Origin of the sequence: Vibrio rarus (genome assembly GCF_024347075.1) — a bacterium.
GTDB classification, from domain to species: Bacteria; Pseudomonadota; Gammaproteobacteria; order Enterobacterales; family Vibrionaceae; genus Vibrio; species Vibrio rarus.
This window is the reverse complement of sequence record NZ_AP024900.1, coordinates 488,035-505,059: the sequence shown is the minus strand read 5'-3', so window position 1 is coordinate 505,059 and position 17,025 is coordinate 488,035. Positions and strand designations below refer to the sequence as shown.

General features: G+C 44.8%; 9 protein-coding genes, 5 tRNA genes and 3 rRNA genes. 6 read left to right on the top strand and 11 right to left on the bottom strand.

Annotated elements, in window-relative coordinates; translation table 11 throughout:
- Positions 1-109: 109 nt before the first annotated feature.
- Both OCU56_RS02385 and OCU56_RS02380 read left to right on the top strand, forming a co-directional pair.
- Complete coding sequence (locus OCU56_RS02385; RefSeq protein ID WP_261873982.1) at positions 110-565, top strand: DUF6314 family protein; 456 nt, start codon at positions 110-112, stop codon at positions 563-565.
- Positions 566-567: 2 nt separating this feature from the next.
- Entirely contained in the window at positions 568-1,419 is an 852-nt protein-coding gene (locus tag OCU56_RS02380) for a DMT family transporter (protein ID WP_261873981.1), read from the top strand.
- A gap of 516 nt (positions 1,420-1,935) precedes the next feature.
- On the opposite strand, the gene OCU56_RS02375 is transcribed toward OCU56_RS02380, so the two are convergent.
- The 11 genes from OCU56_RS02375 to rluD all read right to left on the bottom strand — a co-directional run bounded on the left by OCU56_RS02375 (position 1,936) and on the right by rluD (position 12,696).
- Positions 1,936-2,012 (bottom strand) — tRNA-Asp (locus OCU56_RS02375).
- Positions 2,013-2,079: 67 nt separating this feature from the next.
- Positions 2,080-2,195 (bottom strand): 5S ribosomal RNA (gene rrf, locus OCU56_RS02370).
- 156 nt (positions 2,196-2,351) lie between these two features.
- Positions 2,352-5,241: ribosomal RNA gene (locus tag OCU56_RS02365) — 23S ribosomal RNA — on the bottom strand.
- Positions 5,242-5,712: 471 nt separating this feature from the next.
- Positions 5,713-5,788 (bottom strand) — tRNA-Val (locus OCU56_RS02360).
- 35 nt (positions 5,789-5,823) lie between these two features.
- Positions 5,824-5,899 (bottom strand) — tRNA-Ala (locus tag OCU56_RS02355).
- Between the two features lie 35 nt (positions 5,900-5,934).
- Positions 5,935-6,010: transfer RNA gene (locus OCU56_RS02350), tRNA-Lys, on the bottom strand.
- 2 nt (positions 6,011-6,012) lie between these two features.
- Positions 6,013-6,088 (bottom strand) — tRNA-Glu (locus OCU56_RS02345).
- A gap of 126 nt (positions 6,089-6,214) precedes the next feature.
- A 16S ribosomal RNA gene (locus OCU56_RS02340) occupies positions 6,215-7,784 on the bottom strand.
- The 16S, 23S and 5S rRNA genes sit together here with 5 tRNA genes alongside, the layout of an rRNA operon.
- 549 nt (positions 7,785-8,333) lie before the next feature.
- Complete coding sequence (clpB, locus tag OCU56_RS02335) at positions 8,334-10,910, bottom strand: ATP-dependent chaperone ClpB (RefSeq protein ID WP_261873980.1); 2,577 nt, start codon at positions 10,908-10,910, stop codon at positions 8,334-8,336.
- Between the two features lie 89 nt (positions 10,911-10,999).
- A complete protein-coding gene (gene pgeF, locus OCU56_RS02330) occupies positions 11,000-11,722 on the bottom strand; it encodes a peptidoglycan editing factor PgeF (RefSeq protein ID WP_261873979.1) in 723 nt (240 codons plus the stop codon).
- Positions 11,722-12,696, bottom strand: coding sequence for a 23S rRNA pseudouridine(1911/1915/1917) synthase RluD (gene rluD / locus OCU56_RS02325; RefSeq protein ID WP_261873978.1), 975 nt, complete (start codon positions 12,694-12,696; stop codon positions 11,722-11,724). Before rluD ends, pgeF begins: the two co-directional genes overlap by 1 nt.
- 142 nt (positions 12,697-12,838) lie before the next feature.
- Between rluD and bamD the strand changes: the two genes are divergently transcribed.
- From bamD to pheA, 4 genes are all read left to right on the top strand, one after another.
- Positions 12,839-13,564 (top strand): outer membrane protein assembly factor BamD, encoded by a 726-nt coding sequence (gene bamD / locus OCU56_RS02320; RefSeq protein ID WP_261873977.1) that lies wholly within the window; start codon positions 12,839-12,841, stop codon positions 13,562-13,564.
- Positions 13,565-13,650: 86 nt separating this feature from the next.
- The gene (locus tag OCU56_RS02315) at positions 13,651-15,108 is read left to right on the top strand and encodes an MltF family protein (RefSeq protein WP_261873976.1); all 1,458 of its coding nucleotides are present in this window, start codon (positions 13,651-13,653) and stop codon (positions 15,106-15,108) included.
- A 245-nt stretch (positions 15,109-15,353) separates the two neighbouring features.
- Positions 15,354-15,707 (top strand): ribosome hibernation-promoting factor, HPF/YfiA family, encoded by a 354-nt coding sequence (gene hpf, locus OCU56_RS02310; protein ID WP_261873975.1) that lies wholly within the window; start codon positions 15,354-15,356, stop codon positions 15,705-15,707.
- A 127-nt stretch (positions 15,708-15,834) separates the two neighbouring features.
- Positions 15,835-17,016 carry a prephenate dehydratase gene (gene pheA / locus OCU56_RS02305; protein ID WP_261873974.1) on the top strand — a complete coding sequence of 394 codons (1,182 nt, stop codon included), beginning with the start codon at positions 15,835-15,837 and terminating at the stop codon, positions 17,014-17,016.
- The last annotated feature ends 9 nt before the right edge of the window (positions 17,017-17,025 follow it).

Below are 17,025 nucleotides of genomic sequence, written 5' to 3'. Positions count from 1 at the left end.
TTTTTATGGGCAGCGATTTATGGGAAGCGAAAACAAACTCAATGGATGTGTTGTATCTTTTATACTGATATAGAACGTAAGCAACTGATTTTAATTATGAGTAAGAAAGATGTTTGATCTTTGGCAAGAGCTGCAAAAAATGAATCACTATCGTTATCAATCGCAACCGGGAGCCGATTCCGTTATGGGTTGGGCAGGAGCTGGTAGTGGTGATGTGACTTGTGAACTTGAAGATCAGCAGACACTTTATTTTAAAGAAGTAGGCCAATTTACCCTTCAACAAAATGGCTATACCGTCGATACCCAAAATGAGTTTATTTGGCAGCGTTTAAATCAACATCAAATAAAACTGCTCCATAGCCGCTTTGGTCGCAACAATGCCATTGAACTGTTTATCCTCAGCTACCATGCAGAAACCCAGCAGTGGGTCAGCGATGCCGCCCACGTCTGCGCTGACGATCTTTATAGTGGCACAGTACAATGGCGAGACAACGCAGTTGAATTTAATTGGACCATCACCGGCCCGCGCAAACAAGAAAATTTACATTATCGTTATACGAGGTAGTTTTGATATATCTAATCGTTACCACGATCATCTGGTCGTTATCATTTAGCTTAATTGGCGTTTATCTCGCCGGACATGTAGATGCTTATGTATCGGTATGGATACGTATTGCGTTAGCCGCTATCGTATTTTTACCTTTTATTCGCCTTAAAGCGGTTAAGAAAAAAGAGGCACTACAATTGATGGGCATAGGCGGTGTACAGCTTGGCCTAATGTACATTTTTTACTACCAATCTTTCTTGCTACTCACCGTACCCGAAGTGTTAGTGTTCACCGTATTCACGCCGATTTACGTCACCTTGATATACGATGCATTAAAGAAGCAATTCAACCCTCTATACCTTTTAAGCGCCCTTGTAGCGGTACTCGGCGCATTGGTGATTCGTTTTGATAACCTAACCGAAGACTACGTGATCGGCTTCTTTGTGGTGCAGTGCTCTAACCTCTGTTTTGCCTTTGGACAAGTCGCCTACAAGTACTTCAAAGAAAGCCGTGAAGAGATGCCACAAAAAGACATTTTTGGTTGGTTCTATATTGGCGCATTGGTGGTTGTTAGTATCGCTTGGCTAATATGGGGCAAAGCCGAACTGCCAACCGATCCAGTACAAATTGGCGTATTAGTGTGGCTGGGGATTGGCGCATCAGGACTAGGCTATTTCCTATGGAACAGGGGCGCAAGCCAAGTCGATCCCGGCTATCTTGCCATAATGAATAACGCCTTAATCCCTGCCGGACTCATCGTCAACGTTACCATCTGGAACCGCGATGTAGACATGACCCGCTTAGTGATAGGCGGTGCAATCATTCTGCTAGCACTGTTTATTCATTCTCGAATTAAACGTGTGACCCAATAGGTTGTAGAGGCTAAGTACTTGGTTTAGTGCTTAGTCTCAGCTTGATGCAAAGCCATGCTTATAGTTATTTAGACTCTATTAACGTGTGAGTTTATCTTTAACTTCAAGCCACGGCTTACGGTTTGGACCAACGACACTCTCTCCATTAACTCGCATCTCAAGTCGAATTGACATCGGCTTGTCACTTCATCAAACGGCTCTTTAGGCCGCTGCTTTACAGACTCAACAAGGGATTACCAATACACTCACTCTCGATTTGCCAAGGCATAGCTAACCAACTGAACTACCATGACATTGCTAGTTATTTACCTATGAATGCAAAAAAGCCTTAACATTGCTGTTAAGGCTTTTTTTAATGAGTGGCTTCGTTACCGGGACTCGAACCCGCGACCCCCGGCGTGACAGGCCGCGTCTTTCAAGGCATAGCTAACCAACTGAACTACCATGACATTGCTAGTTATTTACCTATAAATGCAAAAAAGCCTTAACATTGCTGTTAAGGCTTTTTTTAATGAGTGGCGGAGTGGACGGGACTCGAACCCGCGACCCCCGGCGTGACAGGCCGGTATTCTAACCAACTGAACTACCACTCCGCAGTGGTCAACTCACTAAGTGAGCGTCCATACTTACAGGCTATAAGCCTATAAGTTTTAAATTAAAGCCTGGCGATGTCCTACTCTCACATGGGGAAGCCCCACACTACCATCGGCGCTATTGTGTTTCACTTCTGAGTTCGGCATGGAATCAGGTGGGTCCACAATGCTATGGTCGCCAAGCAAATTTTGTAATACCCGCATAACGCAGATATTAATAATTCGGAAAGCTGTTTTTTACCTTCATCTTTTCTAAAAAGATGAAAACAAAAGTTAAAAGTCTATATACACATTCAATCTGTTCTTTCTTTGAGTCCATCAAAACCCCTTGGGTGTTGTATGGTTAAGCCTCACGGGCAATTAGTACAGGTTAGCTCAATGCCTCGCAGCACTTACACACCCTGCCTATCAACGTTCTAGTCTCGAACAACCCTTTAGGACACTTAAAGTGCCAGGGAAGACTCATCTCAGGGCTCGCTTCGCGCTTAGATGCTTTCAGCGCTTATCGATTCCGAACTTAGCTACCGGGCAATGCCATTGGCATGACAACCCGAACACCAGAGGTTCGTCCACTCCGGTCCTCTCGTACTAGGAGCAGCCCCCTTCAATCTTCCAACGCCCACGGCAGATAGGGACCGAACTGTCTCACGACGTTCTAAACCCAGCTCGCGTACCACTTTAAATGGCGAACAGCCATACCCTTGGGACCGACTTCAGCCCCAGGATGTGATGAGCCGACATCGAGGTGCCAAACACCGCCGTCGATATGAACTCTTGGGCGGTATCAGCCTGTTATCCCCGGAGTACCTTTTATCCGTTGAGCGATGGCCCTTCCATTCAGAACCACCGGATCACTATGACCTGCTTTCGCACCTGCTCGAATTGTCATTCTCGCAGTCAAGCGGGCTTATGCCATTGCACTAACCACACGATGTCCAACCGTGTTTAGCCCACCTTCGTGCTCCTCCGTTACTCTTTGGGAGGAGACCGCCCCAGTCAAACTACCCACCAGGCACTGTCCTCAACCCCGATTAGGGGTCTAAGTTAGAACATCAACACTACAAGGGTGGTATTTCAAGATTGCCTCCACCCCATCTAGCGACGAGGTTTCAAAGGCTCCCACCTATCCTACACATGTAGGGTCAATGTTCAGTGCCAAGCTGTAGTAAAGGTTCACGGGGTCTTTCCGTCTAGCCGCGGGTACACTGCATCTTCACAGCGATTTCAATTTCACTGAGTCTCGGGTGGAGACAGCGTGGCCATCATTACGCCATTCGTGCAGGTCGGAACTTACCCGACAAGGAATTTCGCTACCTTAGGACCGTTATAGTTACGGCCGCCGTTTACCGGGGCTTCGATCAAGAGCTTCGACCTAAGTCTAACCCCATCAATTAACCTTCCGGCACCGGGCAGGCGTCACACCGTATACGTCATCTTACGATTTTGCACAGTGCTGTGTTTTTAATAAACAGTTGCAGCCACCTGGTATCTGCGACTCCTAGTAGCTCCATCCGCAAGGGACTTCACCGCCAAGAGCGTACCTTCTCCCGAAGTTACGGTACCATTTTGCCTAGTTCCTTCACCCGAGTTCTCTCAAGCGCCTTGGTATTCTCTACCCGACCACCTGTGTCGGTTTGGAGTACGATTCCTTATAATCTGAAGCTTAGAGGCTTTTCCTGGAAGTATGGCATCAATGACTTCATCGCACGTAGCGACTCGACATCGTATCTCAGCGTTAACAGTGGTCCGGATTTACCTAAACCACCCGCCTACTTACTTGAACCTGGACAACCATCGCCAGGCCCACCTAGCCTTCTCCGTCCCCCCATCGCAATTATAAGAAGTACGGGAATATTAACCCGTTTCCCATCGACTACGCCTTTCGGCCTCGCCTTAGGGGTCGACTTACCCTGCCCCGATTAACGTTGGACAGGAACCCTTGGTCTTCCGGCGAGGGAGTTTTTCACTCCCTTTATCGTTACTCATGTCAGCATTCGCACTTCTGATACGTCCAGCAGCCCTTACAGACCACCTTCAACCGCTTACAGAACGCTCCCCTACCCCGCATACAAAGTATGCAGCCGCAGCTTCGGTGTATAGCTTAGCCCCGTTACATCTTCCGCGCAGGCCGACTCGACCAGTGAGCTATTACGCTTTCTTTAAATGATGGCTGCTTCTAAGCCAACATCCTGGCTGTCTAAGCCTTCCCACATCGTTTCCCACTTAGCTATACTTTGGGACCTTAGCTGGCGGTCTGGGTTGTTTCCCTCTCCACGACGGACGTTAGCACCCGCCGTGTGTCTCCCGGATAGTACTCAATGGTATTCGGAGTTTGCAAAGGGTTGGTAAGTCGGGATGACCCCCTAGCCTTAACAGTGCTCTACCCCCATTGGTATTCGTCCGAGGCGCTACCTAAATAGCTTTCGGGGAGAACCAGCTATCTCCAGGTTTGATTGGCCTTTCACCCCTAGCCACAAGTCATCCGCTAATTTTTCAACATTAGTCGGTTCGGTCCTCCAGTTGATGTTACTCAACCTTCAACCTGCCCATGGCTAGATCACCTGGTTTCGGGTCTAATCCTAGCAACTCGACGCCCAGTTAAGACTCGGTTTCCCTACGGCTCCCCTATTCGGTTAACCTTGCTACTAAAATTAAGTCGCTGACCCATTATACAAAAGGTACGCAGTCACGCTTCGAGGCGCTCCTACTGCTTGTACGTACACGGTTTCAGGTTCTATTTCACTCCCCTCACAGGGGTTCTTTTCGCCTTTCCCTCACGGTACTGGTTCACTATCGGTCAGTCAGTAGTATTTAGCCTTGGAGGATGGTCCCCCCATGTTCAAACAGGATATCACGTGTCCCGCCTTACTCGATTTCACTTAAAACAATGTGTCGGCTACGGGGCTATCACCCTTTATTGCGAGACTTTCCAGACTCTTCACCTGCATCATTAAAAGCTTAAGGGCTAATCCAATTTCGCTCGCCGCTACTTTCGGAATCTCGGTTGATTTCTCTTCCTCCGGGTACTTAGATGTTTCAGTTCCCCGGGTTTGCCTCATTAACCTATGTATTCAGTTAATGATACCTGCTTATGCAGGTGGGTTTCCCCATTCAGAAATCCCAGACTCAAATGGTTATTACTACCTAATCTGGGCTTATCGCAAGTTATTACGTCTTTCATCGCCTCTGACTGCCAAGGCATCCACCGTGTACGCTTAGTCACTTAACCATACAACCCCAAAGGGTCTTGCTAACGCAATACGCTTGCTACAGCGTAGTATGACGTTTCCAAGGTGTGTTATCTCTTTATTATGAGCGAGATAACTATTGTTTTTTTCCGCTTTAAAAAGCAGAAGCAAACATCGATTTTGCCGGACTCAAATTACACACCTACTTAAAGTAGATGTCCTTTTTTGTTCTACTTTTTTAAAAAAAGTGGAAATAAAAAGGCAAGAACACTTGAATGTGTGTTGGTACCTAACAATAAATTGTTAGGATTTGAGAACTTTTAAATTTGAATATTGTTAATCAAACAATATTCGTCAGCTTTCCAAATTGTTAAAGAGCGAGATTTTTGTAGCAAATAGCTATAAAAAACATTTTCTAAAGATTCTTAGGCAACCCTTTAGAGGGCAGAAAACCCAACCAGCATCAATTTCTTGTTCTGGTTTGGTAATTATAACCAAAAATATTTAGAGAATGGTGGGCGATACTGGGCTCGAACCAGTGACCCCCTCCTTGTAAGGGAGGTGCTCTCCCAACTGAGCTAATCGCCCACATTTTATTGTTCAGTGGTATGAACATTCTTAGATGGTGGAGCTATGCGGGATCGAACCGCAGACCTCCTGCGTGCAAGGCAGGCGCTCTCCCAGCTGAGCTATAGCCCCATCTAAGGGATTCACTTTCTCTTTAAAGGAGAAAATGGTGGGTCGTGCAGGATTCGAACCTGCGACCAATTGATTAAAAGTCAACTGCTCTACCAGCTGAGCTAACGACCCAATGGTATCCCGTAGGGGAGTCGAACCCCTGTTACCGCCGTGAAAGGGCGGTGTCCTAGGCCTCTAGACGAACGGGACACTAGATTTACTTTCACTTTAAAAGTGAAAACAAACTGTTGAAATGTCTTGGGAGACATTTCTAAATCTCTCTACTTTCTAAACCATATCAATCTGTGTGGACACTCATCGTGAGCAATCATCGTATAAGGAGGTGATCCAGCCCCAGGTTCCCCTAGGGCTACCTTGTTACGACTTCACCCCAGTCATGAACCACAAAGTGGTGAGCGTCCTCCCCGAAAGGTTAAACTACCCACTTCTTTTGCAGCCCACTCCCATGGTGTGACGGGCGGTGTGTACAAGGCCCGGGAACGTATTCACCGTGACATTCTGATTCACGATTACTAGCGATTCCGACTTCATGGAGTCGAGTTGCAGACTCCAATCCGGACTACGACGCACTTTTTGGGATTCGCTCACCATCGCTGGTTGGCCGCCCTCTGTATGCGCCATTGTAGCACGTGTGTAGCCCTACTCGTAAGGGCCATGATGACTTGACGTCGTCCCCACCTTCCTCCGGTTTATCACCGGCAGTCTCCCTGGAGTTCCCACCATTACGTGCTGGCAAACAAGGATAAGGGTTGCGCTCGTTGCGGGACTTAACCCAACATTTCACAACACGAGCTGACGACAGCCATGCAGCACCTGTCTCAGAGTTCCCGAAGGCACCAAAGCATCTCTGCTAAGTTCTCTGGATGTCAAGAGTAGGTAAGGTTCTTCGCGTTGCATCGAATTAAACCACATGCTCCACCGCTTGTGCGGGCCCCCGTCAATTCATTTGAGTTTTAATCTTGCGACCGTACTCCCCAGGCGGTCTACTTAACGCGTTAGCTCCGAAAGCCACGGCTCAAGGCCACAACCTCCAAGTAGACATCGTTTACGGCGTGGACTACCAGGGTATCTAATCCTGTTTGCTCCCCACGCTTTCGCATCTGAGTGTCAGTATCTGTCCAGGGGGCCGCCTTCGCCACTGGTATTCCTTCAGATCTCTACGCATTTCACCGCTACACCTGAAATTCTACCCCCCTCTACAGTACTCTAGCCTGCCAGTTTCAAATGCGGTTCCGAGGTTGAGCCCCGGGCTTTCACATCTGACTTAACAAACCACCTGCATGCGCTTTACGCCCAGTAATTCCGATTAACGCTCGCACCCTCCGTATTACCGCGGCTGCTGGCACGGAGTTAGCCGGTGCTTCTTCTGTCGCTAACGTCAAACACATAAGCTATTAACTTATATGCCTTCCTCACGACTGAAAGTACTTTACAACCCGAAGGCCTTCTTCATACACGCGGCATGGCTGCATCAGGCTTGCGCCCATTGTGCAATATTCCCCACTGCTGCCTCCCGTAGGAGTCTGGACCGTGTCTCAGTTCCAGTGTGGCTGATCATCCTCTCAGACCAGCTAGGGATCGTCGCCTTGGTGAGCCATTACCTCACCAACTAGCTAATCCCACCTGGGCATATCCTGAAGCGAGAGGCCTAAAAGGTCCCCCTCTTTGGTTCCCATTTCGAAAAACAGGGACATTATGCGGTATTAGCTATCGTTTCCAATAGTTATCCCCCACATCAGGGCAATTTCCCAGGCATTACTCACCCGTCCGCCGCTCGACGCCCAACAAATCACCCGAAGGGTCAATGTTGTCGTTTCCGCTCGACTTGCATGTGTTAGGCCTGCCGCCAGCGTTCAATCTGAGCCATGATCAAACTCTTCAATTAAAGTTTTTGTGTTCCGAAGAACGGCTCAATGAATACTGACTTCAAAACTCTTTCTTTATAAATAAAGAAGTAATTTTAAAGCTATTATCGTTCCAACAGAACGATAATGAATTGACTGTGCTCTTATTGGTTTTCACTTTTAAAAAAGTAAAACAAAACAGCTCAAGGCTGATTTCCAATTTGATATTGGTCACTCAGTTCATTGATAAATCTTTTCGATTATCATCAACGAGTGCCCACACAGATTGATAGGTTTAAATTGTTAAAGAGCGTGCTTTTCAAGGGTTACCTCTCCAAGCGGACGGCCTATTCTAATGAGATAATTACCAGTGTCAACCACTTTTTTATTAATCATTTCATCTTTTTAGAACCGCTTGTTGTCTGCGATGTTTATCGTGACAACGGAGGCGCATTATAAGAATAAAACGCCCCCTGACAACCCCTAAAAAGCACTTTTTTTCAATAAAAAGCGCTAACCGTTTACTTTTCAAACAAAGCAAACGGTTTCGTCACTTTTTCAACAGCGACTAAGGGGAATAAAGCCTGTATTTAGTTTTGTTTAGCGACTAAATTTTCACCTTCAACAAGTAACTCTATTGTAGAGCCAGGTATAAATGCTCCAGACAATAGTGATTTCGCTAATGGATTTTCAATATATTGTTGTATGGCTCGTTTTAGTGGTCTTGCTCCATAAACAGGATCAAAGCCAATTTCTGCAATTTTATCTAACGCTTCATCATTGATGGTTAATTGGTATTCTTGAGATTCTAAGCGCTGCATCAATGACTGCAATTGAATGGCAGCAATATTACGGATGTGTTCTTGCCCTAATGGATGGAAAACCACGCTCTCATCAACACGGTTTAAGAACTCTGGACGGAAATGATTTTTCACGACCTCCATGACTCTGTGTTTCATTTGCTCATACGAGGCATCAGAAAAACCTTCATGTATTTGTGTAGAGCCAAGATTTGACGTCATGATAAGTACGGTGTTGCGAAAATCCACAGTTCGCCCTTGTCCGTCAGTTAACCGGCCGTCATCCAATACTTGTAAAAGGATATTAAATACGTCTGGATGTGCTTTTTCTACTTCATCTAGCAATATGACTGAATAAGGTTTGCGTCTCACAGCCTCAGTTAAATACCCCCCTTCCTCATAACCCACATAACCGGGAGGGGCACCGACCAAACGTGCAACTGAGTGTTTCTCCATAAATTCAGACATGTCTATGCGCACCATGGCATCTTCACTATCAAATAGAAAAGTGGCTAATGTTTTGCACAACTCAGTTTTACCTACCCCAGTAGGACCTAAAAACAAGAAGGAACCAATGGGTTTATTTGGATCGGATAAACCTGCGCGGCTACGTCGTATTGCATCAGCAACGGCTTCCACGGCTTCATTTTGCCCTATGACTTTTTGATGAAGATCTTGTTCCATACGCAATAGCTTGGATTTTTCAGCTTCAAGCATTTTCGCTACCGGAATTCCAGTTTGCTTTGACAGTACTTCGGCAATTTCTGCATCCCCGACTTTATTTTTCAATAATGTCAGTTCTTTCTGTTCGGCTTCAGAGGCGAGTTGCAGTTTTTTCTCAAGTTCAGGGATTCGTCCATATTGTAACTCGGACATCTGATTAAGATCCCCTGCGCGTCGGGCAAATTCAATATCTAAACGAGCTTGTTCTAATTCCGCTTTGATATTCTGCGTTCCCGATAGGGATGCTTTTTCCGCTACCCACACTTCATCAAGCTCTGCGTACTGACGCTCTTTTTCTGCTAGCTCTTCGTTAATTAATGCCACACGTTTACGACTGGCATCGTCATCTTCTTTATTTAGCGCTTGTTGCTCCATTTTTAACTGAATAATTTTACGATCCAGTTTATCCATCGCTTCTGGTTTTGAATCGATCTGCATACGTATAGAGGATGCGGCCTCATCAATTAAGTCTATGGCTTTATCGGGAAGTTGACGGTCGGATACATAACGATGAGAAAGAGTGGCGGCTGCGACAATGGCAGGATCAGTAATGTCTACATGATGATGGAGTTCATACTTCTCTTTTAAGCCACGTAAGATAGCAATGGTGTCTTCCACTGAGGGTTCATCCACCAGCACTTTTTGAAAACGACGCTCTAATGCGGGATCTTTTTCTATATATTGTCTATGTTCATCTAGTGTGGTGGCACCAACGCAGTGAAGCTCTCCACGGGCCAAGGCCGGTTTTAGCATATTACCGGCATCCATAGCGCCGTCGCCTTTACCTGCCCCTACCACAGTGTGCATTTCATCTATAAATAAGATGACGTTACCTTCTTCTTGGGCCAATTCATTGAGTACCGATTTTAATCGCTCTTCGAATTCTCCACGGTATTTTGCACCGGCAATCAACGCTCCCATATCTAGCGCTAATACACGGCGACCTTTTAAGCCTTCAGGCACTTCGTCATTAATTATGCGTTGTGCCAATCCCTCAACGATTGCGGTTTTACCTACTCCGGGTTCGCCGATGAGTACAGGGTTGTTTTTTGTTCTGCGTTGCAACACTTGGATCGTGCGGCGGATTTCATCGTCACGCCCTATGACAGGATCGAGCTTACCCTGCTCTGCACGAGCAGTAAGATCAATGGTGTACTTCTCTAAGGCTTGTCGTTGTTCTTCTGCATTAGGATCATCGACCTTTTTCCCACCAGTGATCTTTTCAATGGCTTCGATGATTTTTTTCTCTGTCACACCTTGTGACTTGAGCATTGGACCTAATTGGCTACCGTCGTTTATTGCCGCTTGCAAAAACAATTCAGAAGAGATGTAACTGTCGTTACGCTTTTGAGCAAGTTTATCGCACTGATTAAGCAGTTTCGATAACGCGTTTGCTATTTGAACGTCAGCATTCATGCCACTGACTTTAGGAAAGTGTTCTAATTTGTCTGATAGTTGGCTGCGCAGTTGAGCGATGTCTACTTGCAACATAGTTAATAATGGCCTTACGCTCCCCCCTTGCTGATTCAGCAAAGATAATAAGAGGTGCGTAGGTTCTATATATTGATGATCTTTACCTACAGCTAAAGACTGAGCATCTGAAAGGGCTGTTTGAAATTTACCCGTTAACCGTTCATAACGCATGCTGGCCTCCTAAGAGCATTGATGATTATCTAGTAATCACATGGTTGCATCCGAGGCCAATTTCAAGTGTTCACGATGAACAAAGGAGGTTATTCAATCCAAATAAAGCTGGATTGACGACCTGTTGAGGAGTGTCTACGGTAAGAAAAGAAACGTTCTGTATCGGTATAAGTACATAAACCGGAGAGTTCAACATTAACGCATCCTGCCCTTTGTAGCCTTAACTTTGCCAATAAAGGTAAGTCGGCCATCCATTTTCCAGGCTTATGCTGATGGAAAGCAATAGCGTCAGCACTATTTACTGACACAAACTGCTGTTTAACTTCATCGCCAACTTCAAAAGCGGCCAAGCTAATGGCAGGACCTACCCAAGCACTCACAGGGCCACTGAAATGTTGTAATGTGTTTTCTAAAATGCCACCCACTAACCCTCGCCATCCAGCATGGGCACTAGCAACTTTAGTGCCATCTGCACTAGCAAATAACACCGGAAGACAATCCGCAGTCATTACGCTACACACCACACCCGGTACCGAGGTCACTAAGGCATCCGCTTCTATTATTTCCGTGGTTTGCTCATGCAACTCAACCACTTTCGTTGAATGAGTTTGATTCATCCACACAGGCGCTGCTGGCATCTGGCTTAACTGCGCTAAATGATCTCGGTTTTGTTGAACGACATGAGGATCATCATTCACATGCATTCCTAAATTAAGGCTGGCAAAATCCCCAGTAGAAAAGCCCCCCACTCGGGTGGAAGTGATGGCTTTTATACCGCGGGCAAGGTGCCAATTAGGATGCAAATAGCTCATTAATAGTCATCTTCATGATTAAGTTTCATATCTTGACGTAACGCTTCGGCTATTTCGATCATGTCATCCGGTACTGGAGCATGGAATTTCATCTCCTCACCCGTTGATGGATGCACAAATTTAAGCATGACCGCATGCAGTGCTTGACGATCAAAGCTACGAATCATCGCCGTTAGCTCTTCCGATGCGCCTTTAGGAATACGCGCACGTCCTCCATAAGCAATATCACCAAGTAGTGGATGCTGCAAATAAGACATGTGTACACGAATTTGGTGAGTACGTCCCGTTTCAAGGCGCAGTCTAATGCGTGTATGTTCACGGAAGTGCTCGGCTACTCGGTAGTGTGTTACCGCCGGCTTACCAAATTCACTGACTGCCATTAAAGTACGTTTAGTGGAGTGGCGACCAATTGATTTTTCAACCATGCCACCCGCCGTCATTTTACCAATCGCGATGGCTTCGTATTCACGAGTAATACGGCGCTTTTGCAAAGTTCGAACCAAGCGAGTTTGCGTAGGTACGTTTTTCGCCACCACCATCAAGCCTGTGGTGTCTTTATCAAGACGATGCACGATACCCGCACGAGGTACTTCCGCAATTTGCGGATAATGATGTAATAAGGCATTCAAAATTGTGCCATCAGGAGTACCAGCCCCTGGGTGAACAACTAAGCCTCTAGGTTTATTAATGACCAATAGATCTTCGTCTTCATAAACGATATCTAAAGGTATATCTTGAGCTTCCCAACGTTCCTCGTCTTCGATCTCAGCTAGAACGGTGATCTCTTCACCACCCATTACCTTTACTCGAGCTTTGGTAACAACGACACCATCAACGCTGACTTTTCCGGCAAGTAACCATTCTTTCATGCGAGAACGGGAAAACTCATCGAACAATTCTGCGATGGCTTGGTCTAGGCGTTGACCTAGTTGAGTCTCTTTTACGGTACTTTTTAATTCTATCTGCTGGGCCATATCGAACTTTTTAAAAAACTGTGGGACTAATGCTTGTTTATATGAAAAAATAAGCGTTCTATCCGTTATTGTATCTGCTTACTCGCCGATTGTAACGGCAACCAAGGAAATAATTTAATTGAGCATGGCTTCTCGTTTTAATATGAAACATCAAACTTTAGTCGGCCTGTTGTCTGCTATGTTGCTTTTTGGCTGCAGCAGTAGCGATGACATCGTACCCGATATTCCACCAGCACAACTGTATGCTGATGCACAAACGTCACTAAGAGAAGGCTCTTGGAGTACCGCTGTTGAAAAGCTAGAAGCTTTAGACTCCCGTTACCCATTTGGCCCGTACTCTGAGCAAGTGCAATTAGATCTTGTCTATGCCTATTATAAAAATGATGAGCTTCCATTGGCGTTGGCTACAATTGAGCGTTTTACTCGATTAAACCCAACTCATGAGAAATCTGACTGGATTTTATATATGCGCGGCCTATCGCACATGGCTCAAGACAGAAATTTCCTGCATGACATTTTTAACATTGACCGTTCTGATCGCGATCCTGAACCAGTAAAACTTGCGTTTGCGGATTTCAAACGTTTATTACAGCGCTACCCACACAGTGCTTATGCTGAAGATGCCCAGCAACGCCTTATTGCTCTTAAGACTCGTCTTTCTGAATATGATTACGCTACCGCTGATTTTTATATTCGACGTAAAGCTTGGATTTCGGCCATTAACCGTTGCCAAGAAATTCAACGTAGCTACCCCGATACGGAAGCGGCTCGTAAATCTTTACGCTTACAGCTAACAGCCTATCAAGAGCTGAAATTAGACGATGCTGTAGCTCGTACTGAAAAATTAATTGAGCTAAACCCACTTTAAGTGTTAAATATAAGGGTGAGATGTTAAATTTTTAACATCTCACCGTGGCGCTCGCCACTTTTTCATAAACCAACACGGAATGTTGTATGAAAAACTTGATAACGGGGCTCTTTTCTTCCCTACTATTACTGTCATTACCCACTCAGGCTTTAGAGCTGTCTCCATTACAGAAAACCGCCTATTCCGGCGATTTTGATGTCATTAAAGAAAAAGGCGTTGTTCGCGCTTTGGTTGCCGCAGATCTTGGTTTCTACTATGTCGAAGGTGGTAGACCTAAAGGTATCATTGCAGAGCAACTGCACCACTTTGAAGTCAGCCTGAAAAAAAAGCACCCTTACATGCGTGTCAAAATTATTCCTGTCTCTCGAGATGATCTGTTTGATACTTTAAATAAGGGCTATGGTGATATTGCCGTTGCTAACCTCACAATCACTGAGCGCCGTAAAAAAATCATAGACTTCAGTACCCCCATTCTTACTGACATTAATGAGCTTATGCTCACCAATAAAAAAATCAAAGAGATCACGACCCTTGAACAATTCAGTGGCATGGAAGTCTGGATAAGAGCCAGCTCCAGTTATTTTGAAAGTGTGCAAAAACTCAATAAGCAGTTATCCAACAGTGGGTACACACCACTTAGAGTCAACTTTATCCAAGAGAACTTACAAGATATCGAAGTGATGGAAATGGTGAATCAAGGATTAATTCCCGCGACTATCATTGATAGCCATAAAGCGCAGTTGTGGTTGAACGTGATGAAAAACATTCGAGTTCACGAGGCGTTTCCATTGCGTGAAAATGCTCAAATAGCCTGGGCGTTACGCCATAATAACCCCAAGTTAAAGCAAACACTGAATCACTATCTTAAAACAGCAAAAGGGGGCACTTTATTAGGCAATGTGATTTACGGTAAGTACCTACAAGATACTCGCTGGCTAACTCGAGCATTAAATCCAAAGAAAATAGCCAAACTAGAGAGCTTATCAAAATTATTTGAGCGTTATGGACAAGAGTATGACATTGACTGGGTGATGCTATCTGCGCAAGCATTTCAAGAGTCGGGTTTAGATAATAATAAAGTCTCTCACCGAGGTGCTGTTGGGATCATGCAAGTCTTACCTGCCACAGCCAAAGACCCGTATATCAATATTCCAAATATTAAGCCTGTTGAAAACAATATTCACGCCGGTACTAAATATCTAAGATTCATCCACGATAGGTACTTTGCCGACCCAGACATAGATGAAAACAACAAAGTGTATTTTAGTTTAGCGTCTTACAATGCAGGTCCCGCTAAAATTCGTAGAATGCGAGCGTTAGCCCAAAGACAAGGTTTTGATCATAATGTTTGGTTTAACAATGTAGAAATTGTGGCACGTCGCAATATCGGTCGCGAACCGGTGCAGTATGTAGCTAATATTAATCGCTACTACACCATTTATAAACAGCTTGGTGAGATTCAAGATGAACGAAACGAACATCATAAAAACATGAATCGCAAAATCGATCCTGTGCAACTTATTTTTGATGTTTCAGACAAATAAAAGCAGATTAAAACAAGTACTTATGAACGATAAATGACTAACCTGCATGGCAATAAATCCATTCAAATTTGACATTAAATCGTTATTTCTACAAGTTCTTTATTACCAAGATCGCTCAATAATCACAAATATATGTCGCCAATTATTCGCTATGCGCCAATGGGATCTTACTCACAATAATATTTTTAGTAGAGACGTAATCTGAACTCAATCCACAAGGATTTCAACCAGAGGAAACGACCTATATGAAAATGAATATCACCGGTAAAAACATTGAGATCACCTCTGCTATCCGCTCTCATATTGAAGAGAAATTTACAAAACTAGAGAAATGGCAAGTCGACATTATCGGCTGCAATGCGAGCTTCCAAGAAGAACCGAACAATAAAAAACGATTTGAAGCTGTCATTACCGTCCCTAAAGGACAACTGGTTGCCTCTTCTGTTCACGCAGATCTTTACATTGCTGTTAACGAGGTAGAACAAAAACTTGAAAGACAATTGAATAAACTTCGCCATAAGCCTGAAGCAAGACGAGCAAGTCACTCGGATGCACCCGTAGAGCAAGAAGAGCAAGTCACCCAAGACGAAGTTTTTTAAAAGCAGTTAGCAACACTAAAGTACAAAAAACAGCGCCCTTTGGGCGCTGTTTTTGCTTGACCCTAATTCCCGCCTTAGCTTATTGTGATCTGTATACTCTTCGCTACCCCATTTAAAGGAACTAAAAATGGCCGACGACACATCACTTTCTCTTGACGACATTCGTAACAGGCTCAACGTACTCGATGACAAACTATTAAGTTTGCTCTCTGAGCGTCGCGATTTAAGTTTAGAAGTAGCGAAAAGCAAGGTCGAAACCTCAAAACCGGTTCGCGATGCTGATCGAGAGCAGCAATTGTTGGTCAAATTAATCAAAAATGGTAAACAGAAATATCAACTGGATGCGGAATACATCACTAAAGTATTCCATACCATTATTGAAGACTCAGTGCTGCTACAACAGGCCTATCTACAAAATTTAGTTAACCCGATTCTACAACGTAAGCCTCTCGCCCGTGTTGCCTTCCTTGGAGCAAAAGGCTCATATTCACATCTAGCGAGTCGAGACTACTTTAGTCGTCGCAATACCGATTTAATTGAGCTCAATTGTGACTCATTTAAAGAAGTAACCAAAACCGTTGAATCAGGCCATGCTGACTATGGTGTTTTACCTATAGAAAATACCAGCTCAGGCTCCATCAATGAAGTTTATGACCTTTTACAGCAAACTACCTTATACATAGTGGGCGAATTATCCCAACCAATAGATCATTGCCTACTATCAACAACAGACATCCGCTTAGAGCAAGTAAAAACCATTTACTCTCATCCTCAGCCTCACCAGCAATGTAGCGACTTTTTAGGACGCCTTAAAGGGGTCAAGCTGGAAATTTGCGCCAGTACTGCCGATGCGATGCTCAAGGTAAAAGAGATCAATCGTCCCGATGTTGCCGCTATTGGTAATGCAATAAGTGGCAAGTTGTATGGTTTGCAAAATGTTCAAGAAAACATAGCGAATCAAACCGAAAATCATACTCGCTTCATCATTGTTGCCCGTAAAGCAGTGAGTGTTTCAGACCAAATACCAGCCAAAACCACTTTAATCATGTCAACGTCACAGGAAGCCGGCTCGCTCGTGGAAACCCTGTTAGTGTTGCAGCGCCATAGCATCAATATTACTAAGCTGGAATCGCGCCCAATTATGGGCAATCCATGGGAAGAGATGTTTTATATGGACTTAGAAACACACCTAAACTCCGCGGCCGCTCAAGCAACGATTAATGAATTAGTGAAAATCACGCGATTTTTGAAAGTGCTAGGTTGCTACCCAAGTGAAAACATAAAACCAACCCAAGTAAAGATACCTTAAAGGATTGCT